At 41.4% G+C, this 22,447-nt stretch carries 17 protein-coding genes and 3 tRNA genes; all 20 read left to right on the top strand.

Annotated elements, in window-relative coordinates; genetic code table 11:
* The first annotated feature begins 61 nt into the window (after positions 1-61).
* The 20 genes from C8D84_RS07620 to C8D84_RS07715 all read left to right on the top strand — a co-directional run bounded on the left by C8D84_RS07620 (position 62) and on the right by C8D84_RS07715 (position 22,315).
* Positions 62-138, top strand: a tRNA-Pro gene (locus C8D84_RS07620).
* Between the two features lie 96 nt (positions 139-234).
* Positions 235-311, top strand: a tRNA-Arg gene (locus C8D84_RS07625).
* Positions 312-350: 39 nt separating this feature from the next.
* A tRNA-His gene (locus C8D84_RS07630) sits at positions 351-426 on the top strand.
* Between the two features lie 532 nt (positions 427-958).
* The gene (locus tag C8D84_RS07635; RefSeq protein WP_045452534.1) at positions 959-1,894 is read left to right on the top strand and encodes an AraC family transcriptional regulator; all 936 of its coding nucleotides are present in this window, start codon (positions 959-961) and stop codon (positions 1,892-1,894) included.
* Positions 1,895-2,185: 291 nt separating this feature from the next.
* On the top strand, positions 2,186-3,238 hold the full coding sequence (locus C8D84_RS07640) for a hypothetical protein (protein WP_109591219.1): 1,053 nt from the start codon (positions 2,186-2,188) through the stop codon (positions 3,236-3,238).
* 81 nt (positions 3,239-3,319) lie between these two features.
* Positions 3,320-4,522 (top strand): type II secretion system inner membrane protein GspF, encoded by a 1,203-nt coding sequence (gene gspF, locus C8D84_RS07645; RefSeq protein ID WP_109591221.1) that lies wholly within the window; start codon positions 3,320-3,322, stop codon positions 4,520-4,522.
* A 625-nt stretch (positions 4,523-5,147) separates the two neighbouring features.
* A complete protein-coding gene (gspG, locus tag C8D84_RS07650) occupies positions 5,148-5,615 on the top strand; it encodes a type II secretion system major pseudopilin GspG (protein ID WP_407691877.1) in 468 nt (155 codons plus the stop codon).
* A 263-nt stretch (positions 5,616-5,878) separates the two neighbouring features.
* On the top strand, positions 5,879-6,442 hold the full coding sequence (locus C8D84_RS07655) for a protein-disulfide reductase DsbD domain-containing protein (protein WP_087814579.1): 564 nt from the start codon (positions 5,879-5,881) through the stop codon (positions 6,440-6,442).
* Between the two features lie 67 nt (positions 6,443-6,509).
* Positions 6,510-8,645: a cytochrome c biogenesis protein CcdA gene (locus C8D84_RS07660; protein WP_109591223.1), complete on the top strand. Its 2,136-nt coding sequence runs from the start codon at positions 6,510-6,512 to the stop codon at positions 8,643-8,645.
* 359 nt (positions 8,646-9,004) lie between these two features.
* Positions 9,005-10,432 (top strand): phospholipase A, encoded by a 1,428-nt coding sequence (locus C8D84_RS07665; protein ID WP_109591225.1) that lies wholly within the window; start codon positions 9,005-9,007, stop codon positions 10,430-10,432.
* Positions 10,433-10,459: 27 nt separating this feature from the next.
* Complete coding sequence (locus C8D84_RS13860) at positions 10,460-11,311, top strand: ComF family protein (protein WP_228244512.1); 852 nt, start codon at positions 10,460-10,462, stop codon at positions 11,309-11,311.
* A gap of 366 nt (positions 11,312-11,677) precedes the next feature.
* The gene (locus tag C8D84_RS13865) at positions 11,678-12,187 is read left to right on the top strand and encodes a pilus assembly FimT family protein (RefSeq protein WP_228244513.1); all 510 of its coding nucleotides are present in this window, start codon (positions 11,678-11,680) and stop codon (positions 12,185-12,187) included.
* The gene (pilV, locus tag C8D84_RS07680; RefSeq protein WP_227694036.1) at positions 12,187-12,768 is read left to right on the top strand and encodes a type IV pilus modification protein PilV; all 582 of its coding nucleotides are present in this window, start codon (positions 12,187-12,189) and stop codon (positions 12,766-12,768) included. The genes C8D84_RS13865 and pilV overlap by 1 nt, the downstream gene beginning before the upstream one ends.
* Positions 12,768-13,811 carry a PilW family protein gene (locus tag C8D84_RS07685; protein ID WP_109591229.1) on the top strand — a complete coding sequence of 348 codons (1,044 nt, stop codon included), beginning with the start codon at positions 12,768-12,770 and terminating at the stop codon, positions 13,809-13,811. The genes pilV and C8D84_RS07685 overlap by 1 nt, the downstream gene beginning before the upstream one ends.
* Complete coding sequence (locus C8D84_RS07690; protein WP_109591230.1) at positions 13,808-14,647, top strand: PilX N-terminal domain-containing pilus assembly protein; 840 nt, start codon at positions 13,808-13,810, stop codon at positions 14,645-14,647. Before C8D84_RS07685 ends, C8D84_RS07690 begins: the two co-directional genes overlap by 4 nt.
* A gap of 23 nt (positions 14,648-14,670) precedes the next feature.
* A complete protein-coding gene (locus C8D84_RS07695; RefSeq protein WP_109591232.1) occupies positions 14,671-18,666 on the top strand; it encodes a pilus assembly protein in 3,996 nt (1,331 codons plus the stop codon).
* Positions 18,667-19,185: a type IV pilin protein gene (locus tag C8D84_RS07700; RefSeq protein ID WP_320158177.1), complete on the top strand. Its 519-nt coding sequence runs from the start codon at positions 18,667-18,669 to the stop codon at positions 19,183-19,185.
* Positions 19,179-19,640, top strand: a complete 462-nt coding sequence (locus C8D84_RS07705; protein WP_109591234.1) for a type IV pilin protein — start codon at positions 19,179-19,181, stop codon at positions 19,638-19,640. Before C8D84_RS07700 ends, C8D84_RS07705 begins: the two co-directional genes overlap by 7 nt.
* A gap of 329 nt (positions 19,641-19,969) precedes the next feature.
* Entirely contained in the window at positions 19,970-20,338 is a 369-nt protein-coding gene (locus tag C8D84_RS13990; RefSeq protein ID WP_109591236.1) for a prepilin-type N-terminal cleavage/methylation domain-containing protein, read from the top strand.
* A gap of 177 nt (positions 20,339-20,515) precedes the next feature.
* Positions 20,516-22,315, top strand: coding sequence for a PglL family O-oligosaccharyltransferase (locus C8D84_RS07715; RefSeq protein WP_109591237.1), 1,800 nt, complete (start codon positions 20,516-20,518; stop codon positions 22,313-22,315).
* The last annotated feature ends 132 nt before the right edge of the window (positions 22,316-22,447 follow it).

The following is a 22,447-nucleotide window of genomic DNA, read 5'->3' on the forward strand; positions in this document are numbered from 1 at the left end:
ACAAGTTAGTGGCATTGCCAACAACGAGTTAATCAACAAACTATCGTGATAATAGACATTTCGGAGTGTGGCGCAGTTTGGTAGCGCATCTGGTTTGGGACCAGAGGGTCGTAGGTTCGAATCCTATCACTCCGACCATCTATTTTTAAGAGCCTTACAGGCTTTTTTTTATGTATAATGGTTTAGTTTTTGATATATTTAAAACTTGCTTTAGTATATAAAAGTCCTCTAAGAGCGCCTGTAGCTCAGCTGGATAGAGCATCTCCCTTCTAAGGAGGTGGCCGCAGGTTCGAATCCTGCCAGGCGCACCATTTAGCCTGCAAATCTTGCCTCATCAGGCAATAGTTATGGCGGTTGTAGCTCAGTTGGTAGAGCCCCGGGTTGTGATCTCGGTTGTCGTGGGTTCGAGTCCCATCAGTCGCCCCATATTTTATTCTGCATTATCCTCTTCTTGTTCTATCTCATTATAAAAACCTTGTTCTAAATAATAATACTTGCCATTTTTGGCTTTTTTTTGTGCCTATATGATTGGTTTTAACCTATCTTACCCCCTGCGATTAAAATTTGTAGACTCATCAACCCTTTGATTGTCTATTGATTTACTGGCCTTTTTTCTCATTTATTTTTATTATGGGTTCTCTTTCGAGACGCTCGCTATCCCTGTACGTGCCTTAAACCTGCTTTGTTATTCTTTAACAGTCTTTATATAGGATAACAAAATATAGAATAACAAAGGCAACGCTTTTAGTGATGCATCATGATAAGGTCTTAAAGCCCGTTGATATATTAGGTCATCCATTAAGAAGTGATCCATTGAAGATGATGCAGGTGTTCAGAAAACCAAAGGTCAGTTAAAAAATATATTGAATAGATTAAGTAAGCCTAAGACCGTAGTAGGGATGTGAGTGCTTGTCTGATATGCGCTGCTATGGATCTTATATTATTGAGGAAGTGATTGATGGACGCATTGAGCGTATTGCTACAAAACGTGCATTTGTTTGAAACCAAGTATTATCGTTTGAATGGGACTGGTAATTGGTCTTATTCCATCACTAGACAAGATACGATTTTGTTTTATTTAGTGATGTCTGGGAGCTTTTGCATCGATGTCGGCAATGGTTTGCGACAGGCGCACGCAGGCGATATGATTATGATTCCCAGTGCCCATAAGCATGTGAGCTATGCCTTAGATCATAATGGTGACGATGCGCTACCGCTAGATGAGTTGCTGACTCATTGTAAGGAAAACACCCTTGATATCGATGGCAACGGTGATCCTAACTCGTCTTTGATATTGATTGAATGCAAGTATGACAAAGAAATGATACGTCCTTTGCTGTCTGTGCTGCCTGCGATTTTGCCTGAAATCAACGATGAGTCTGACGGTAGATTTGAGGTCATTGATGTCGAGATTAAGCTGCTGACCTTAGAAGCCGAGCGTGAGCGCATGGGCAAGACCGCGATCATCAATCATTGGGCAAGTATTATGATGATTGAATGTTTGCGGGTTTATATTGAAAGTTTGCCTGAGGCCACAGAAAACTGGCTAAAAGCCATGAAAGATCCGTTTTTGACCAAGGCGTTAGCAGCGATGCATCAAGCGCCCAATCAAAACTGGACCATTCATAAGCTGGCTGAAGTCGCAGGAATGTCACGCTCAAGCTTTGCGCAGCGCTTTAAAGATACAGTTGGTATGCCGCCGCTGACCTATCTTATTGATTATCGCTTGCGCTTGGCGGCCCGTTATCTACGCTTGCAGCAAAACAGTATTGGCCGTATCAGTGAGTTGGTTGGCTATGCGTCAGACTCGACCTTCAGTCAAGCATTCAAGCGCGTTTATGGGGTATCACCAAAAGCCTATCGCCAACAATATCAACAAGAAAACATCGCATAATGTATCGTTAATACACTATAAAAGCGTTAAGGTTGCCATTAGGCCCTTAACGCTTTTTTGTTTTCTCATAGTGAAGTATGAGACTTTTATGAAGATATTTCGTCTATGGTTGACAGGTGTTGATAGAGAGTATTTTGACGATGGACAGCTGACAATGTGCTTGTGTTCAGGTACTATGGAATAATGAGTCGTCTAGGCGCAAACGCTTGTTTTTAGCGTAAGATATGTCACTGTATGGTGGTCAGATCGTTTGTTCTAAATGATATTTATTTTTGCTGCTGATGGTATGTTATGACTGAACCGACCGCAAAGCCACGCGCAGGAGCCAATAGCCAACAAGGCTCAGCTGTGTCCGCTAAAAAACAAAGCGATATGAATCCAAGCAATGTCAAGCATGGTCAAAAAGACAAGGCGGGTGCAACACCTGACAAAGCGATGTTATTGGCACTGTTTACGCTGACAGATATTGAAGAGGTAGGTGTTAAAGAGGTCGTTAAAGGCGCAGCTGATGAGTTGTCTAATACCCATAGCACGGTGCAACAGCCTGCTGCTAGCGAGATGAATATTGCCGAGCAGCGTGTGGCACTGTATCGTACCCAGCATGAGCGTACGCGATTATTATATATGGCATCCGCTGCCACGCGACCTACTTATTTGGTACAAACGCTCAAATCACAATTCGCAGAACATCAGCAATACTTGCTGGCACAGCAGCTTGATAAACGCGGCTTGATGGATACCGATGGATTAGAGCGTCTTTGGCAGCAGCTGCATGTGGTCGATGACATTATCGCTGATATTGTCCGTCATATGCCAGCTCAGCAGCCAGCAGGTTGGCAACTGACTACTCAAGATGGGCGAAATCCGCTATGCTTTGCCACCGTTGGCAAATTAAAGAACAGTAAGCCTATTCGTGATCAAGGCAGTCTAAATAGCTATGTACTTGGGCACTTCGGTGTGAGTAGTTTTACCTATGACCGCGGCTATTATATTGGACATGTCGTTGGCTACTTATTCAGCTGTTATTTTTGTGCCCATCTATCTATTAGCTATGGTGTTACGGCACTTGGTTCGCAGGTTATAGCTGATTACGATTATGCCAGTCTTGAGACGCCATACATGGTTAGACTGCTACAAGGGCTGGATGGCTACTGTAAAAAACGTATTTATCAGTTGGCAGTTATCTGTGCACGATTGAGTGTCTTTGCCAGTGACAAGCGTATCGAGAGAATGCTCATTGCTGAGGTCAACGACTTCGATAAAAAACTGCAGCAGCAGCACTTAGATGTTTTGTTATTGCAAGGTTTGATGCCAGACAGTAGCGATTCTACGCCGCTTTTTTAAGCCATTAAATCTCGATAGACCTCCTTTATAAGTCCTTGTTTATTACCTTTTCTTATTGACCACTTTAGGATATTCGCTGCTATGCCCGCTTATCATTATAAAGCGTTAGATGACCATGGCAGTGTGCAAAAAGGCTTGCTCGAAGGTGATTCTGCTCGACAAGTTCGCCAGCAGCTGCGTGATAAACAATGGACGCCCGTTGAAGTCAGTGCCGTCAATGATAGACAAAACCAGAATAAAAACCGCTATAAAAAACCGTCTGCTTACGAGTTGGCATTGCTGACCCGTCAATTGTCGGTATTATTGGCAGCGGGTATTCCGTTAGAGGAAACGCTTGCCGCCGTCGCCAAACAATCACCAAAAACCCATATTAAATCTCTCATGCTTGCCGTGCGCTCGCATGTATTAGAGGGTTTGAGCTTGGCGCGAGCATTGCAGCAAGCCGCCAGTTTTCCACCACTATATATCGCGACCATTGCGGCAGGAGAAAAGTCAGGTCACTTGGATTTAATCTTGAACCAGTTGGCAGATTACACCGAAAACCGCTTTGCATTGCAAAAGAAAATCCAAGGCGCGATGGTTTATCCGATTGTGCTGATGGTGATGGCAGTCGGCGTGATCATGGGCTTGATGAGTTTTGTGGTGCCCAAAATTGTCAAAGTGTTTGAGCAATCTGAGCAAGCGCTACCGCTCATTACCCAAATTGTTCTTAGCCTATCTAACCTCATTACACAGTGGTGGTGGCTGATGCTGCTAGTATTGGCCGGAACGGCGTTTTTGTTTTATCGTTTCGCGCAGACGCAAGCGGGTAAGTTAGCGATAGACAGCATCGTGCTAAGACTACCGATATTGGCGCGGTTATCAAAAGGGCTGAATGCAGCACGTTTTGCCAGTACATTGGCGATATTGGTACGCTCAGGGGTGCCGTTGATTGAGGCATTGCATATTGGTGCGGCGGTGACGACCAATTTACACATTCAAAAAACCATCATCACTGCGGCTGATAGGGTGACGGAAGGCTCAAGCTTATCGAGTCAATTAGAAAAGTCCAGTTACTTTCCGCCGATGATGGTGCAAATGATTAAAAGTGGTGAAAACTCAGGCGAGCTCGAAAATATGCTCAGCCGCGCCGCCAATATGCAGGAAGCGGAAGCCACTAACTTTATCAGTACCCTATTATCGCTACTTGAGCCGTTGATGCTAGTGCTGATGGGCGTGGTAGTCATGATTATCGTAATGGCAGTGATGCTGCCGATTGTCAATATGAATGATCTGGCAGGATAATGAGCACTTAAGCCTTCTGAGCTTGTGTGCCTCCCGCTCACATTTCTATTGTAGCCATCTTACTAAATATTACGCTAGCTTTCTTAAGATTTGCTTACTGTTGTAGATTGTTGACTGAGTCACGTTTTTATTAGGGTAAAGCCAGCCATCAAGCTATAGTAAGCGTCAGTCAAAAGTTATCCTTATAAATATTACTCGTCATGCTGTGGTTCAATCTGTGGTTCAATATTGATGCTTATAAAAGTCAAGGTTCATAACAATCTACTTGCGATGCTAGGGCGTTTCCTTATTTTAAAAATTGTGATAAAAATGAGATAAATTGCCGTCAAACAAGGAAAGTAGCGCAAATAATATCGAGATATTAACAAGCTATTTGACGATGTTTGGCAAAATTTAGCTGTTTTTAGCCCATTTAGAAAGTAAACGATTGAATTGAGGACACGCCCTAGATAAAAATAAAATCATGGTTTATAGTGATAATCGTTTCAGTGCTCATTAATACGCCGATCATTAATGTTACTTGAACGCCACTTTTCCTATTTACATCACCCTGATGCCAAAAGCGATGATAAAAGCGATGACTATAATTGACAAAATTCAAGTAACTACTATGCCAACAAGTGCTATGAGTGCCAACAAACCAGCTCCTATGAGAGCCAACAAGCCACTGCCTATCCGTAATAACCAGTCTGGATTTACTCTGATCGAGATCATGGTCGTGATTGTAATCTTGGCAATTCTTGCAGGCTTAGTTGTCCCGAAAGTGGTGGGACAAAGTGATAAAGCTCGCGTCAAGACCACTGAAACAGCGCTTGCTACAGTATCCAACGCCCTTGATATGTATAAGGTTGATAATTCGCGCTATCCGACTACCGCACAAGGTTTAGAAGCATTAACCACACCGCCAGCAGAGGCCAAAAACTACCCAGATGGTGGTTATATCAAAGGCGGCTATCCAACAGATGGCTGGGAAAACGAGATGCAATATGTCGCCCCAGGCAGTGAAGGTCGTCCTTATGATTTATTCTCGCTGGGTGCAGATGGTCAGCAAGGCGGCGAAGGTCAAGATGCTGATCTTTATGCCCAATTATAAGTACTAGCTTGATGAGCAGTTAAAATATGGGTAGCTAACGATCCCTTACTCAATAGTATGTTTATTGGTGACGGTCGCTCTAATGCTCTTAAATATCAACCAATAAGACATTATTGGTTGATATTTTTATACCAGTAAATAAATGGCGTGGCATTCCATAGGAAGTGTCAAACCATCCATTTTTCCAACAAGCTATACGTTTGATACCAGTCATATCGCCCCGCTCATTTGTTATTAAAATCAGCCAGTAGAGGTCATTACTCATGTTTACCAACAAACTCAATTCACAAGCCGTCATTACAAATAAACGAGTCTCTAAGTTGCCTCACGCACTTGCAATCATGAGTACTTCATTGATGATAGGGTTGTCGATGGCATCTATGAGCGCTCAAGCTGCAGGTTTGGGCGAGTTATTTGCTAATAATGGTGCTGCAAAATCTAAGTTTTTGCCTGTCGATAAAGCGTTTCAAGTTATTAGCAGCACTAAGGCCACGTCTAAGGGCACGCGCTTATCTATTAATTTTGATATTACGCCAGGTCATTATGTCTATAAAGATCAGCTTACTCTCAGTTTTCCTAAGGGCGTGAGTGCAACCCCCTTTACTTTTAGTCAGTCGCCAGTCTCTATTGACGACCCAACCTTTGGTAAGGTTCCCGTTTTTACCCAAAAAAACATGGTAGCAACCACGACTCTGACTACTAACAATGGTAAAGGCGCAAAAAATGCACCGATTATCATTGGCTGGCAAGGCTGTGCGAAAGCTGGGCTGTGCTATCCGCCAGAGAAAATCAAAACCACGGTTGATATCGCCGTGACACGCAAATAGACCACAAGCCGATCGATTTGAATATTGGTAATAAATAGCATATTAGGTAATAAATAGGTAGCTCTTCATGTCCATCAAGACAATAGAAAAAAAATCATCGCTAACGGTACATCGCTCGTCCAAAAAATCTTATCTACTAGCATTTGCGGTCTTTAGTAGCTCGTTGTTTACAGGGCTGGCTACGATGCCCATGATGACGCATGCGGCAGGGCTGGGTGATTTATTTAGCAGTGATAAAAATGCGGCACAGACGAAATTTTTACCAGTGGACAAAGCTTTCCAAGTCAGTGATAGCAGTAAAGCTACCAATAATGGCACGCGCTTAGCCATTAACTTTGACATTACGCCTGAGCATTATGTTTATAAAGACCAAATCAAACTGACGTTGCCAGCTGGCGTGACCGCTGCGCCTTTTACCTTTAGTCAAAAGCCAGTTTCAATCGATGATCCGACATTCGGAAAAGTACTGGTGTTTGACCAAGCGAATATGGTGGCTACGACGACCTTGAGCAGTAGTAGTGGTAAAAGCGTCAACGATGCCGCCGTGGTGATTGGCTGGCAAGGTTGTGCCAAAGCAGGACTATGCTATCCACCTGAAAAAATTAAAACGACAATTGATATCGCTGCTGCAACACCACAAATTGCAGGAAATAGCGCCAGTAATTCTACACAAGAGGCTGCTAATAACAACAGTCTGACAGATAATGACAGCACCGCCGAGTCAAGTGCAACGGTTGCCGATAGTCTTGCAGCAGAGCAAGCGCTGACTGATGATGGGGTGATTGATTATGCCTTGTTGGATGATGAGGCTTTAGATGGAGAGCTTGGCGCTACCAATACGATTTCTGGCGCAGATGAACAAGGCGTCGATGGCACTACGACAAGTGAAGTTCCTGCGACAACCAACAATACTGTTGCTGGAAATAATGCCACTGATAGCGATCCTTTTGGTTTGGCTTCTCATCCTTGGTTGGCATTGGTATTATTGTTTTTAGCAGGGCTGGGTTTGGCATTGACACCATGCGTACTACCAATGTTGCCAATCGTTGCCAATATCGTTGCCCGTGAGGAAAATCCAACGGTGAAACGCGGTGTTATTCTCACCACCAGTTACGCTATTGGCGTGGCAACGGCTTATGGTATTTTGGGCGCAGTTATCGCCGTGTTTGGTGAATCATTAGGCATTATCGGCTGGCTACAAAACCCCATTATCCTGATTGGTTTTGCGATTGTATTTGTCCTACTCGCACTATATATGCTGGGTGTGTTTAGTATCCGCTTACCGAGATTTATTAGTAATAAAATGCAAGGCTTGAGTCAAGCAGGGGATAGCAAGCTGGGCAGTACGGGCGGTAGTTTAATCGCGGGTTTCTTATCTGCGCTCGTAGTATCGCCTTGTGTTTCTGCGCCATTATTTGGGGCACTGCTTGCCGTATCGACGATTGGTAGTCCACTACTTGGGTTTGCGGCTTTATTTATGCTGGGTTTTGGTTTATCCGCACCGCTTATCTTAATTGGAGCCACCCAAGGTAAAATTATGCCGAAAGCGGGCGCGTGGATGAACTGGGTCAAGCAAGGTTTTGCCTTATTACTCTTTGCCGTTGCTTTATTATTAATTGAGCGCGTCTTTATCTCACCCGTGATGCTAATGGTATGGGCGTTATGGTTTATGGTTGTAGCGATATGGGCGTGGAGTTGGTTGGGTAAAGGTCGTATGCTGACCCAAGCATTGGGATTAATCGCTGGTATTTGGGCAACTTGTTTAGTCATCGGCGCGGCGTTGGGTAACGATGATAGTTTGCATCCGTTGGCATCTTTGAGTGCTGCTCCGATGATGCAGACGACTGGTCAGCCAGCCATGAATAATACAACAGATAAAACCGTCACAACGCTGACTGAGTTAGATGCCATTATCGCCGCCAATCCTAAAGTGCTTGTCGATGTCACTGCTGAATGGTGTATCGAGTGCCGTATTATGGATAAAAACTTATTTCATAATCGTCCAACGCAGATGCAGGATTGGCAGTTGGTGAGACTAGATATAACAGAAACTACTGACGATTCTAAAGCAATCTTAGCGCGCTATAAATTGTTTGGCCCGCCAGCATTGCTGTATTATCAAGACGGTCAGTTGACCAATCAACAAGTAGGTGAGATTGATCGTCCAGAATTTGAGCAAACGTTGACGATGCTTAATAACTGATACTTAACAAAACGAATAAGTCTTTTCTAAAGGCTTAACAATACAAAAGAGCCAATGTACTATTCATACAGTACGTTGGCTCTTTTATTTTTGCCAATGGTTACCTGTCATCCTGACGCTAAGCATTTGGTTTAGCGTTGATTATTGATATTTACATTGGTATAGGGCAGTGATAAGGCTAGTATAGTACACACATTTTCATTACAATAAAGCAACAATGCTGAAGGCGCATTACTCGTTGTAATTGCTGACTTCTATGTCTGAATGTCATTGGGTTTATTTTAGCGATAACGCTAATGGTCATACTCATTATCTTATATACTCTGCTGGCGATAATGTCAGTTAGATAAAGGACACTTATGTTTTCCCATATCACCGCACAGCGCCGCCCTATGCCTCTTATTACCGCGCGCAAAAACACTTTATTTCAGACAAGAAAGCATTATTTGAATATTGCTGTTGGTCTAGCGCTAACCTGCTTTACCGTGCAAGTCCAAGCTGCCGATAAAACTCAGAGCGATAATGAGTTACCAGTACCGGAGGCAGCGTTTGAGTTTGAAGACTATCAGGTGTCACAGGATGCCAATACAGCTGCGCAAGATCGCCAAGTAGTCAGTAAAGAATTTATCGCTCAGCAAGCAAAATTGTTTTTTGAATGTACCCAAGTACAGACCAGTGCCGCACGTTTGGCTTGCTTTGACAAAGTGGCTGAAGAAGGTAAAACGCCGAGCTACACTACAACTAAGCAGCCAGTAGATTTGGCAAAAACCTTTCAAAGTACGCTTGCAGGTAATCCGCAAGTTGTCTTTGTAGAAGAAAAATCTACCATTGCTGGTGCTAATAATGCCGCTACTGGCTCAGTCGCGCGCGCGCCTGCTACTAATGACGGTTTAGACACCGTTGGGCTAACACAAAGAGAAGCACAAGTTTTAGAAAATGTTGGGGTCACTCAAACAGATATCGAAAAATATACACCGCTTAGTTTATCCTATGATCTCGATAAAAACAGTGAGCGTGGGACTTGGACCGTCAGACCATACCGACCGACCTATGTATTGCCAGTATTTTATACCTTTGACCCTAACCTAGATCCAAGCACGCCGTCACAGGAAACAGAGTCCTTTACTTCTAATGACATACGCAATACTGAACTAAAGTTTCAGTTGTCTTTGAAGACCAAAGTTGCCGAAGACTTATTCGATACCAGTGCTGATTTGTGGTTTGGTTATACCCAAGAGTCACATTGGCAAGTCTATAACGAAGACAACTCGCGACCATTCCGTGCCACCGACTATCAGCCTGAAATATTTTTGACTCAGCCAGTGACCGCAGATTTACCTTTTGGTGGTCGTCTTCGTATGCTTGGTGCTGGTGCCATTCATCATTCTAATGGACAAGACGATCCGTTATCACGCTCATGGAACCGTGCTTATCTCATGGCAGGGGCAGAGTGGGGTAAGCTATCAATCGTACCGCGCCTGTGGGCTCGAGTGAATAGTGAAAGCAGCAGCAGTGAAGACAATCCAGATATCGAAGACTACATGGGTTACGGTGATATCAAATTCTTATATGATTTGCCTGATCAACAGAGCCTGAGCGGTACATTGCGCTACAATCCAAGCACCAACAAAGGGGCGGCGCAAGTCGATTATATTTATCCATTATCAGAAAATGTTAATGGCTTTGTGCAGGTTTTCCAAGGCTATGGCGAATCTATCATCGATTATAACCACGAAAATACCTCTATTGGCTTTGGTATCGTACTGAATGATTGGAAAGGTTTCTAATATCAGCGCACATTTTGACAATTGTCCATGCGACTTTTAGCGCCTTATCAAACTGGACTATGGCTGGCAGAGTATCTCGATATACGCTGCCAGTTGTGCCGTGTTTATCGCAGCACGCCACAATCTCAGCTATCTCAAAATTACCTCTTATCAGATATTCGTAGCTTGCCAGCGGCTGATTCTATACCGCACTCCCTAAAACCTCTGCCAAATGATCCTTCGTTTTTTGCTAATTTGCGCCAGCAATTTAACCACCGTTTTAACAGCGGACTACTTTGCTCGCATTGTCATAACAGTATCGCGTGGTTGCCAAAACCCTTCAATGTTGATATTGCTTCTGATACGGTTTTATCTATCCAAACGGCGACTTATTATGAGTATCCGCTACGTCAAGCGATCAGAGCTTTTAAGCACCATGAAGACATGACCAAATTGCCGTTATTGTTACATGCTATACGTCAGCTACCACGTCCTCATGGTTGTCATCATGATAATAGCGTGATTGTCGCCATGCCAACAACCGAGCAACGACTGGTCAAGCGTGGCTTCGATCCTGTTAGTATTTTATCCGCGCAATTGTCTAAGCATTGGCAGATACCTTTATGGCATGGTGTAAAGCGTATTGACGACACTGTCAGTCAGCAAGGGCTTACACGTGCTGAGCGCCTGAGTAATCTAGACAATGCTTTTGTTTTAATCGAAAAACCTCCTGTGAAACGCTTATTATTGTTTGATGATGTTGCGACCACGGGTGCCAGTTTACAAGCATTGGGACGTACACTGCTTACCTCGGCTGAGACAGTCACCATGTCAGATATTCAAACCAATCATAAATACCATCTTTCTGCCTATGCTTTAGCGCATGGAAATCAGTCTTAAAATCTGTTCCTCTCTATTGATAATCACTAATATGTTGCTAATATGTTGCCTTAACGCTATATTATTAAAATAATATATATTTATTTGTTATTAACTCCCAAAATATTGTGCTTATTACTCAATAGCATTTCTTATAAAATGATATTTTCTAAATAGCTTGTATAACTGTTATAGCTATTATTATTTCTATGCAAAACTTTTGTTAAATATTATGGAACAAAAATTGCATCATTTTTATTAAATAACAATAAAAAGACTGGCAAAAATGATACGAAAATATGAATTCATTGTTAGTTTTTTGGTTCAGTATTGGTATTAGACAAACAATAGTTATTATGAAATTGCCGTTATAAATAGGGATTTGATGTGAACGCATCTACAAATAATCTACCACTTACGCTACGAACAACCAACTCAGGATTTACCCTGATTGAACTGATGGTGACCATTGCAGTATTGGCTATTATTGTCGGTATTGCTGGGCCTAGTATCATCGAGCAATTAGCAAGCAATCAAATAAAAGCAACATCTACTTTAATTCAGACTTCTATCGCAAGAGCAAAAGCTGAAAGTGCTATTTCACGTAGTACTACCACTTGGGCTTATAGTGGCACTAGTAATGATATTAAATTACGGAACAATGAAGGTGTTATTATTACTAGCTATAGCTTAAGTGATAGCAGTGTATTAAGTTTCAATCCTACTACAGCAACGACTCTACTAATTAGCAAGGAAGGCATGATAACAGAAGGTGTCAGCGGTATCATGCCTGCTAATGTAGCAATCAATGTAGGGGATACTAGAGCTGGAGCTACGACACAACGAGTGAGAGTAAATACGAAACGGGCTTTTGAATGTTCAGGGACGAATTGCTAATGGATACTAATCAACAGGGTTTTGGATTAATTGAAGTGATGGTGTCCCTACTAATTTTAGCGATCGCTGTACTAGGTTTTGCAGCTATGCAAGGTCAAGCGATAAAAGCTACCGACGAATCTCTTGAGCGTACTCAATCTTTGGTGATGATGCGAAATATGGGTGAAAAAATAAGACTCAACCCAACAGCCATTAGTGCTTATCAGACTGCAATTAATGCTCCAGCAACCAATGCGCCTGGGAAAAGTTGTGGGCTCTATGGTACTGATAAAACGGCATGCACACCAGTTCAGTTAGCTACCGCTGAAGCTTATCTATATACCGAAGATATGAATAATCATGGATTTACAGTTAATCTGCATCCTTGTCCTAGTACTGGTGGTCAAACGGCTACTAATATTATGTATTCATGGTGCCTAGTTAGTGCGTGGGGTAATACTAGACCTACTATCGGTATTGATAGTAACCCTGAAGGCGGAATGGACTGTTTGACCTCTCAAAAAACCAATGAAGATGACTCGATTACTAAAGGTGGTATATATCATCCAAGCGCGACTTGCATGTTTATGGAGATAACCTAATGAAGCAAAAAAGTTATCCTATATATATAGATATTCGCATGGGTCAATATGGTTTTACTCTGATAGAGTTAATGGTTGCCTTAATATTAGGGTTGCTAATATCTGCAGCAGCATTGCAGATATTCTATACTAGTAGTGTCAATAACAATCGACAAAAAGCGGGTTCGCAGCTTCAGGATAATGCAGTATTTGGTATAGATGGTTTTAGTAAGCATCTTCGAAGAGCAAACTATGGAGCAAACTCAAATGCCACTAGCGGATTTTATTTAAATCATCTAACTCCGCAGGGAGGGGTGGTTCTAACTAGACCTACAGGTACAGCACCTAGTAGTGGATCCACCAGCCCATGGTCTAAATCTAATTTAAACGGGTTAAAAAGTGGCTCTACTGCTTTGCCAACAGACATACTTTCTGCTAATGAATCGATAAACAGTCTGAGTAATATACAAGGGGTCACTAAGAGTGATCAATTGACTATACAATATCAGGCCTATCAAAACGGTATGTTTACTTGTGATGGGGAAAGTGTGGATAAGGAAGACTATGTTGTAGAGCGTTATTTTGTTCGTCGTGATACATCTGTGACGCCAAACAAAAATGGGCTAGCATGTGCTTCGCTTATTTACACTTATAATGAAGCTGATGCTAACAGTGCTGGCATAAACATAACAGCGCCAAATTTAGCTAAGCTCAAAGGAAGTGGCATGATTGTCATTCCTAATGTAGATTATTTTAGGGTACTGCTGGGCACTACTGCACAAGATAATTTTGCTACAGACCCCACGAACTTAGCACTTGTCTATCGGCCCATTCCTTCAGACCCTACTACACTAATGGGACAGCGCATCGTGAGCTTACAAGTTGGTCTATTAATTCACTCTGATACTGCGACAGTATCTAAGCAAGAGAACAATAGCTTGCGATTTAATATATTGGATAAACGCAACCAACAACTTAGCACTTTAGCCGCTAATGATAGTAAATATTTAAGAAATGTATATGAAACTACCACATTAATTCGTAATGCACGAGGTAAGCCATGATATTTACTTCTAAAGGTGACGATATCAAAGGTTCAGAATCAGGCGCAGTACTGATTGTGGTTTTATTAGTACTTATCTTAATAACATTGGTTGGTACTATAGCTATTCAAAGAAGTAGTACTGATTTAAAGCTTGCTACTGCTTCACAAGTTGGAAAGCTGACTTTTCAATCTACTGATGCAGCATTTAATAAACTTGAAAAAGAAGATAGGTCTTTAGGTAAGGGAAATAGTGTTGATAATGTCAGAGGCTATGTAACTCGACCTGGCAAGCAGTATATTGGACGTGAAATCATATTCTGTGTACGACCAAAAACTAATAGGTTTTTTAATCAAAATAAATTAACAGAAAAAACATCTGATGGTACAGGATATATTTCTGGAAAGAAGGATGGGTTTTGCGATGTAGGTGACTCTGAAGATTATGTTGGTGAAAGTCGCACTGTTACTCAAATGACGTTTGCAAAAAGCTCAGCTAACGATGCATTACCTTATAGTCTAGAGGGTGATAAAACATTTACAGATGATCAAGTTTCTCAGACAGGACAAACTCCATTTGAATGTGCGAATTTTGAAGTGTATGCAACCTCGCTGATACCAGCATTCTCTAATGCTGCTACTGCAAAAATAAACGCGTGCCTAAAGACTGTAAATACAGATACTCTAAAAGATAAGTGTGAAGAAAAAGTTAAGGCCGAAAATTCGGATTATGCGACACGTCCTGAATTGTTTATAGAATGCAGTATCGATGCCTGTCTTGAAAATCTTGGCGTACCATACAACACTCAAATGCAAGCTTATAAGTCTAAACCCATTGGCGTGCGCTGCTTAAGCTGATCCCTAGAATTAAGGTGAATATTATGAATAATACAGTTGCTAAAAAAATTCATTCGTGGCAGCTTAAAACGTTAACGGTAGCAGTCACATCATTTATGATATCTACCACTGCTCAGGCCAGCTTGCAGCGTCATGGTGACTTGGAAATATATAAAGGTCCGCAAGAGGCACTGCCAGTCATTACTTTGATGCTAGATATCTCAGGTAGTATGAATGATGTTGATGCTCCTAGTGGCTGTCAATATAATGGTCGCTATTTTTATACTGATAATAGTTCAAGTTATCCTTACCCAAGATATTACTGTAAAGTAGGAAGTGATAAGTATTTTCGCCGTATCGATAGCCTCAAGATGGGCGTTTCTGATTTGGTTAAAGACTCCGATTTGCAAGGTATTGTCAAAATTGCTATTGGTACTTACCCTAAACAATCTGGCAGTTATACTACAAACGGGCATATCGATATACCTGCTAAAAAGCTAGATGCTGTACATAAGACAGATATAGATAGTTTTATCAAAGATCTTAAGCCTGATGGAGGTACTCCGGCTGCTCAAGCATATGCCGAGGCTGGTGCCTATATGATGGGTACAACCACTAATAAACTGATTAAAAATGAATATACATTAGAAAAAGAAACTTTTCGTGATAATGAGACATCTAGTACTGGCTACGGACGCGAAGATGCCAAATGCGTAGGTTGGGCACCTATTAATTTAAACTTAATCAGTGCCAGCAATAAACTTATAGAATGTAATAACTGGCAAGACCTAGGCAGGTCTTTGCGTAACAGCGATTTAAATGGCAATATTAAATATAAACAAGATTGGGAATGGCATGTTTATGATCGGAGATGGCGTGAACATTATATTTCTTATTATAAAAACAGTGTAGAGGCTAATGATCCACTTATAATTAGTAACAACATTAGTCCTTATCCAATTAAGGAGCAATACTTTACCGATAATATTTATAGTGGCTTCCCTTATTCACCAAGAAACACTAAGACTGATGACGAAAAATACTATGCATCGCCACTACCGCCAAGTGATAAGACCTGTGCTGGTAATGGCATCTATTTCTTGACGGATGGTGAGCCTAACCAATCGGATGCAACTATTGCTAAAACAGTGATGGATAATGCTCTGACACCAGTAGCGCTTACCACAGGCTCATTATCAGTTACGTGTAGTAATGATTATAGAGATGATGAATCTGGTTGGAGTTGTATGTCTGATTTTGCCGATAAGCTATTGAATACGGCTAATCCAAGTGGCATTGCAATTAAGACAGCGACGGTTGGGTTTGGTGGTGACTATAGTAGTCTAAGAAATGCTACAACAGCAGTGGATTGCGATGCTGCTTCTGATGATAATGTCAAAAAACTATGTAATTTGGGTATCAAAGGTCAAGGTGGTTTTTATTATGCAGAGAGTGCAGAGGATATTGTCAACAGTGTTAAGTCTTTGACGGGTAGGCTGACGACTGATATCCCGCCTATCTCTACCGGTAGTATGGCCGTACCTCTAGATGATCTTAATGTATCTACTTCACGTAAATTTGCCTATCTGCCAATACTTGACCCAGACCCTTTATCTCCTAAAAAGTTATGGAGAGGAAACCTTAAAAAATATAATATAAAAAATGGAACGTTAGTCGATAAAGACAACAAGGTGGTTTTTACTGACAAGGATGGGGTATTTGCATTAAATACCTCTGATCTTTATAACACTATCATTAATACAAGTCGCGCAGACGCTAGACGGCCTGATCAAGGAAAACCTCAGGTAGGTGGCACGTATCAGCATATCTTTGAAAATAATAACAGCCGTAAGCTCTTTGTCAACCAAGGTGGAAGCTTAAAAAGTATTGGTACTAGTGCACTTACGGCTTCAGCTAAGCCAGTAGGGTTTAATGCGCTGACGACTTACACTCCGACTCAAAAGCAACAACTTTTAAATTTTTTAGGCTTTCCAGTGGCAAATACGTTGGACGTCAATGATACAAAAGCGACTGGGGTAGCATTTAATATAAATAAAAAACAGCTGGGTGGCGTATTGCATTCTTTGCCACAGCTGATCTCTAAGAAAGCAGAATTGAAGACAGATGGCTCAATTGATAATACTAAACGCGAAGATTACGTGCTATATGGTTCACTTGATGGTGCACTTCATGTTATCAAGGATACAGACTATGGTACGAATAAAGCAGGTGAAGAAGTATTCACCTTTATCCCTAAGCATATTTTAGAGCAGCAAGGCGCCAGTTTTGTTGATCCTGATAGAGTGGCTAGCGAGTCTATATTTGGTGTTGATGGGCCTTGGACAGTATTTACCAACTACAAATATACAAGTTCAAAAGTTGAAGCATTACAGTCTCTTGCTTTTGGTGGCCTGAGAATGGGTGGGTCTATGTATTACGGTCTTAATTTATCTGACCTCACTGATCCTAAAATGATCTATTCAGTCGGTTCGACCTATGCTATTGATGGTAGTGCAACTGCAAAAGGGATCAAAAATGACATTGTTGCCAACGCTACTACCAATAGCAATGAACAAAAAGCATATGCAAAAATGGGTCTTAGTTTTGCTGAGCCTAGTGTAGGCTATGTCATGAAAGATGGTAAGCGAGTCATGGTAAATTTCTTGGCTGGTGGTTACGATCGTTGTTATGAAGATCCTAAATTTAAACTTGGCACAGCTGTAACGACCAATACGCTAGCAAACTGTAATGGCAAAGCCACTGCTCAAGGTAACGGCATCTATATGGTTCAAGTAGGTCAAGAAGAAGTTGATAAAACAACATCTACTGCTCCGAATGCAACTAACGAAAACAGCTTTAATACGACCTCAGGTAATGGCGATTTATTGTGGTGGACGAGCAGCGACAATAATGGCGCTGGAAACAGTAAGTTCACTCAAGCATCAGATATGAAGCATAGCGTAGTCACTGAAGTTCGAGTGCTAGATAGAAACTACGATGGACTAACAGATCAAATAGTTTTTGCAGACTTGGGAGGGCAAGTATGGCGAGTAGATATTAATAGTGCCACAGATGCTCGTGACTTTTCTGTCAAGAGAGTCACCAAGGTACTTGATCTGTCCGCTGGCGGTACTAATGCTGCATCTAGTGGGACTGATGCACTTCCAAGAATATATGAAAAACCATTAGTGACATTTACTAGGCTAGGTGAAGGCACTGATATTGTGGGGCTAGTAACTGTAGGTACGGGCGATAGAAGCTCGCCTGTCACAGCACAACGGAATGTAGCTGATCGCATCTATACTTTTGTAGATCAAGATATTGCCCGTCCTGATTTATTCTGTTATGACATTAAGGACACTACGGTCGATGAATGTGCAAATGTAACGTTAACTTTAAAACAGTCACTGGCGATAACTCCTGCGAGTTTAGTAGAGCTTACTACCAATAGTTCTGGCGAATTCACTAATGACAATACCATTAAAACCACAATGGATAACTATACAAAACTTGGCTGGTACATGCCATTGATGATGTGGTCTGAAGCCAAGACTAATGGTACGCAGGCTATTTCGACAAATAATAGAGGTCTCAAGATGTTTAACCAGCCAGATGCGATAGCTGGTTTGTTATTCACTACCGTTTACAATCCTAATGTGGGAGATACTTCAGGTACTTGTTCTGCAGGTGTGACTGGACGTACTCAGAGAGAGCAACTATGCTTACCTTACGGTGTATGTTTGAGTAAAGGGTTGGACGCCAGTGGCAATCTTACTGGAAATTGGGCAGTGCGAAAAACGCGTTACGTCTCTAATGCAGGTATAGGTATCGTCGATAACATTATTGCAGACGGTAATTTCGACGGTGATGTAAAAAACAGTGTTGTAGTACTAGAAAACTCTTGTCCAAGTGGGAATTGTGGCGGCGGTAAAATTGATTTGGTTGTCAATCCTATTACTGAAGAATTAAATTGTCAGGGTACTAGCTGTAAAGTAGTGACAGATTCGCAGCTAGATCCTATGGAATGGAAGGAGCGATAAGTGCGGCGACCTTTTGAGCGCGGATTCACTATCATTGAATTGATGATAGTTGTCATGATAATTGGGATACTGGCCGCCGTTGCAGTTCCATCTTATAGGCAATATGTGCGAAAAAATGCACAGAGTGAAGCCGAAGCAAACATGCTCAGGTTAAGTATAGAGCTTGAGCAGTGGCGAGCAAAAGCATTGACTTATGGTGGCTTTACACCAAGTAGTGGGTGGTCGACTACGGCCAATACGGTATATGTTCCTAACGGTAGTAGTGCAACGACTCATAACTATGCTATACGTATCATGCATGTTAGCTCAGCCATTACTCCTATTGCTGTCTCTTTGTCCACAGCCTCGCCTGCCAATAGCTGGGTGATGGTAGCAACACCGCGTGCTGGTAGTTTGGTCGAAAACAGCCCTATGTTGGCTTATACCAGTCAAGGCGTTAAGTGTGAATCTAAAGCCAGTAATATAATGGTAGCGGCTGGGTCAGTACAGAATTGTGGACTTGGGAGTAAGATATGGTGAAGCAAGGTATGAATGGTTTTACACTTATCGAACTTATGATCGTCGTTGTTATTATTGGCATATTAGCAGCGATTGTATATCCAAGTTATCAGGGGTATATAGAAAAGGGTAAGCGCGTCGATATGATGTCTGAAATGCAACAGATAGGATCACGAATAGAAGCCAATAAGATTACCTATAAACGCTATGACCGTATTCCACTCAACGAGATATTCAATAATACTGTCAGTGGTGCAGGTACTACTTTTCCTAATACGGGTACGGCGTTGTACAACATTAGCATCACTTCCGTCGATGGTACTGGGTTTGATGACAGAGACTGGATACTCACTGCTGCTCCTATATCTGGCACTCAAATGGCCAATGACGGCATACTTACTCTCAATTTTGAGGGGGAAAAATGTCGAGGTAGCGGTTTAAATCAAAAATGTGGTATGGCTGATGAATGGAACTAACACAATATCAGCAAAAGAATATTCAAAACTGACAAAAAATGTCAGTCATACTTACAAATTACTTTTATACAATAACTGGATTGACAATTATTAGTAGGGTTGCAGCAATATTATTTGTATCCTATATATAGTTTTTTAGACAATGATATCGTTTAAACAATAAACGCCATGATTTATTCAAGCATTGTAACTTTAAGCTATTCGTGATTAAAATTTGGCACGTTATATGCATTAATTATTCTAAGAGAAAATAGATTATATTACTAAAGATAAAGTGCGGCTGTATCAACAACAGACACTTATCTTTATATACCCCTAAAGGAGTTCTTATGAACACTGCTCAAAAAGGTTTTACCTTAATCGAACTAATGATCGTTGTTGCTATTATCGGTATTCTAGCTGCGATCGCTATCCCTGCATATCAGAACTATACAATCAAAGCTGCTACCAATGCTTGTCTAGATGAAGCATCAAGTTATGTACGTACGGTAACGACAAATGCAACAATTGGTGAAACTGTTTCAGAGCCAAAATTGACGGCTTGTAATGCTACTGAAACCACTACAGTCTTTGCTACTACTTATAACACTCCTCAGAAGTTATCTGGGGCAACAGAAGAATTTACACCTAAAAAGCCTGGTGAAGAATCGACTATTACTTGTGCTATGGATACTGGTACTTGTTCAGTTGGCACCTAATTTTAATTTGAATAACTAATTTAATATTAGATTTTGATAAAAAAGCCCCTCACATGAGGGGTTTTTTGTCGAGCTTTATTATTGATTGCAGCACTATTAAGTTAAAGTTGGTGTGATAAAACCTTACACCTATTAGCTATCTTTTTATGTTAGACCCTTTTATCGCGAGTGCTCCCTATGAACCAAATAGACTACGATAGACACTGGACAGTGAGCGTTATGCTAGCGTGTGTAGCACTATTATTAACCTTACCTTTCGCTATTTCAGAGCACTATGCTGTATATAGTAGTATATACCAAGACTTTGTGGTGGTTGCTTTTAGCTTGTGCATCGTTTTACTAGCGACGATGAGCAAATCTCTTAAAGCAAGCGCTCCTCGGGTCAGCTATGTATTACTTGCGATGGCGAGCTATTGGTTACTTCAGCCTTTATTTACTGATGTAATTTATATAGAGAGTAATATTAAAGCGTCGATAGTTTTTGTGCTATTTGCAGCGGTAGCTTGGAGTATTCACTCTGTTATAGATAGAACACAGCTCATCACTGTCATCGCATGGTCGCTACTGATTGGTACTAGTATCCAAGCGTTGGTGGTCGTAATGCAGGCGATTGGCATAGAGGTGTCTGTACTAGGTGTCTTTAACGTGAGTGCAGACAATGGCATACAAGGTCAGCTTGGTCAACGTAACTTATTGGCACATTATCTATGTTGGGGTATCGTTGCAGGCAGTTATTTGACAGTGCAAAGAGGTAATGGCTTTTATCTCAGCGCAACAATGACGGTGATAATAGCAGTCATCTTAGGACTGGTTGACTCCAGAAGTATCCTGCTTTATGGCATTGCGATGCTTATTATCGCCTTACTACAGATCCTATACTCTCGTAAACTTTTAAAGAGTTCTAAATTACTGCTCGCGATTAGTGCTCTGATACTAGTTCCACAAGTACTGATGCCTCTGATACTCTCAAGCTTTGATAGCGCTACTCAGACAGGACTGCAGCGCGTCTTATCAAGTGGTAGTGATACTGCGCGTGGGTATGAGTTAAAAAAGGCGCTGTTAGGATTTATGCAAGCGCCCATCTTTGGTCAAGGATGGAATGAGTCTACTTTTCAGGCATTTTCGAGGGCTTTAGATCTAATGCCTTTAGATTTGCATCAGCAAGAGAAGTTACCAGAACATTCACACAATATTATTAGTGAATTGCTAGTTGAAATGGGAATTGTTGGTACTCTTGTCGTTGTCGTAGGCACTATATGGGCACTCATACCTGCTATCAGTACGTCATTGAAACTTGAGAGTGCCTTTGTCTTAGCGCTACTGACTATCACGGCTGTACATAGTATGGTTGAGTATCCGCTCTGGAACACTTTCTTTTTGCTCGCAGTTGTGTTGTTTTTGACCGCCATACCGAATCAGCGATCTAAGGGGCAAGTGGGCTCTTTATACCAGTTGCCCATCTTAATCACATCTTTTGTCTGTTTTGCAATAGTATGCTTTTTTATAATTATTTATCAAAATAACTATCGTCTATATGCCTCAAACGCTTCTAATGAGGAAGCTCAATATAATGCCAGAGCCAATGCTTTTTATTCTGTATTTTTGAAGTTGCCTTTGTTTAGTGAAGATGAAGATAAGCTAATTGTACAGAATATAGATATCATGGCAAATAGTCTGAGCGACGATCAAGTCGCCGCTTTGCTAAGATATAGTGAATATAAGCCAACACCGCAATCATCTCAGTACAGAGGGCTTTATGAATATAAGGTTGGTCATAATGAAGCAGGTCTTGACTGGTTGCAGCGCTCATGGCATTTTTACCCTAGCCAATTAGGTCAATCGCTAGTCTTTATTTATAATGCTCACCCAACTCTTGAAGGTTTAGAAGCTGAGGTGTATAACGCTTGCTTACGTTATCAAAGCACGAATTTTTATAACAATTTGAAATCATGCCCTACACCTCCTTCAACTTGGTAACACTGTGATAGTCAGTTAAAGTAATAGCTTAAACTAAGGGGCTGTCCTAGATAAGTAAAATAATCTAGGATAGTCATATGAGAAAGAGCAGATTAAGTTGGTACAAACAAACCAGACTCATTGAACTATTTA

The sequence above is a fragment of the Psychrobacter immobilis genome, assembly GCF_003148585.1.
Classification (GTDB): domain Bacteria; phylum Pseudomonadota; class Gammaproteobacteria; order Pseudomonadales; family Moraxellaceae; genus Psychrobacter; species Psychrobacter immobilis.

Bases quoted from the DNA above. Each gene is read 5' to 3' on its own strand.
- C8D84_RS07635 (WP_045452534.1), top strand. From the start codon at position 959: ATGGACGCATTGAGCGTATTGCTACAAAACGTGCATTTGTTTGAAACC.
- C8D84_RS07640 (WP_109591219.1), top strand. From the start codon at position 2,186: ATGACTGAACCGACCGCAAAGCCACGCGCAGGAGCCAATAGCCAACAA.
- gspF (WP_109591221.1), top strand. From the start codon at position 3,320: ATGCCCGCTTATCATTATAAAGCGTTAGATGACCATGGCAGTGTGCAA.
- gspG (WP_407691877.1), top strand. From the start codon at position 5,148: ATGAGTGCCAACAAACCAGCTCCTATGAGAGCCAACAAGCCACTGCCT.
- C8D84_RS07655 (WP_087814579.1), top strand. From the start codon at position 5,879: ATGTTTACCAACAAACTCAATTCACAAGCCGTCATTACAAATAAACGA.
- C8D84_RS07660 (WP_109591223.1), top strand. From the start codon at position 6,510: ATGTCCATCAAGACAATAGAAAAAAAATCATCGCTAACGGTACATCGC.
- C8D84_RS07665 (WP_109591225.1), top strand. From the start codon at position 9,005: ATGTTTTCCCATATCACCGCACAGCGCCGCCCTATGCCTCTTATTACC.
- C8D84_RS13860 (WP_228244512.1), top strand. From the start codon at position 10,460: ATGCGACTTTTAGCGCCTTATCAAACTGGACTATGGCTGGCAGAGTAT.
- pilV (WP_227694036.1), top strand. From the start codon at position 12,187: ATGGATACTAATCAACAGGGTTTTGGATTAATTGAAGTGATGGTGTCC.
- C8D84_RS07685 (WP_109591229.1), top strand. From the start codon at position 12,768: ATGAAGCAAAAAAGTTATCCTATATATATAGATATTCGCATGGGTCAA.
- C8D84_RS07690 (WP_109591230.1), top strand. From the start codon at position 13,808: ATGATATTTACTTCTAAAGGTGACGATATCAAAGGTTCAGAATCAGGC.
- C8D84_RS07695 (WP_109591232.1), top strand. From the start codon at position 14,671: ATGAATAATACAGTTGCTAAAAAAATTCATTCGTGGCAGCTTAAAACG.
- C8D84_RS07705 (WP_109591234.1), top strand. From the start codon at position 19,179: ATGGTGAAGCAAGGTATGAATGGTTTTACACTTATCGAACTTATGATC.
- C8D84_RS13990 (WP_109591236.1), top strand. From the start codon at position 19,970: ATGAACACTGCTCAAAAAGGTTTTACCTTAATCGAACTAATGATCGTT.
- C8D84_RS07715 (WP_109591237.1), top strand. From the start codon at position 20,516: ATGAACCAAATAGACTACGATAGACACTGGACAGTGAGCGTTATGCTA.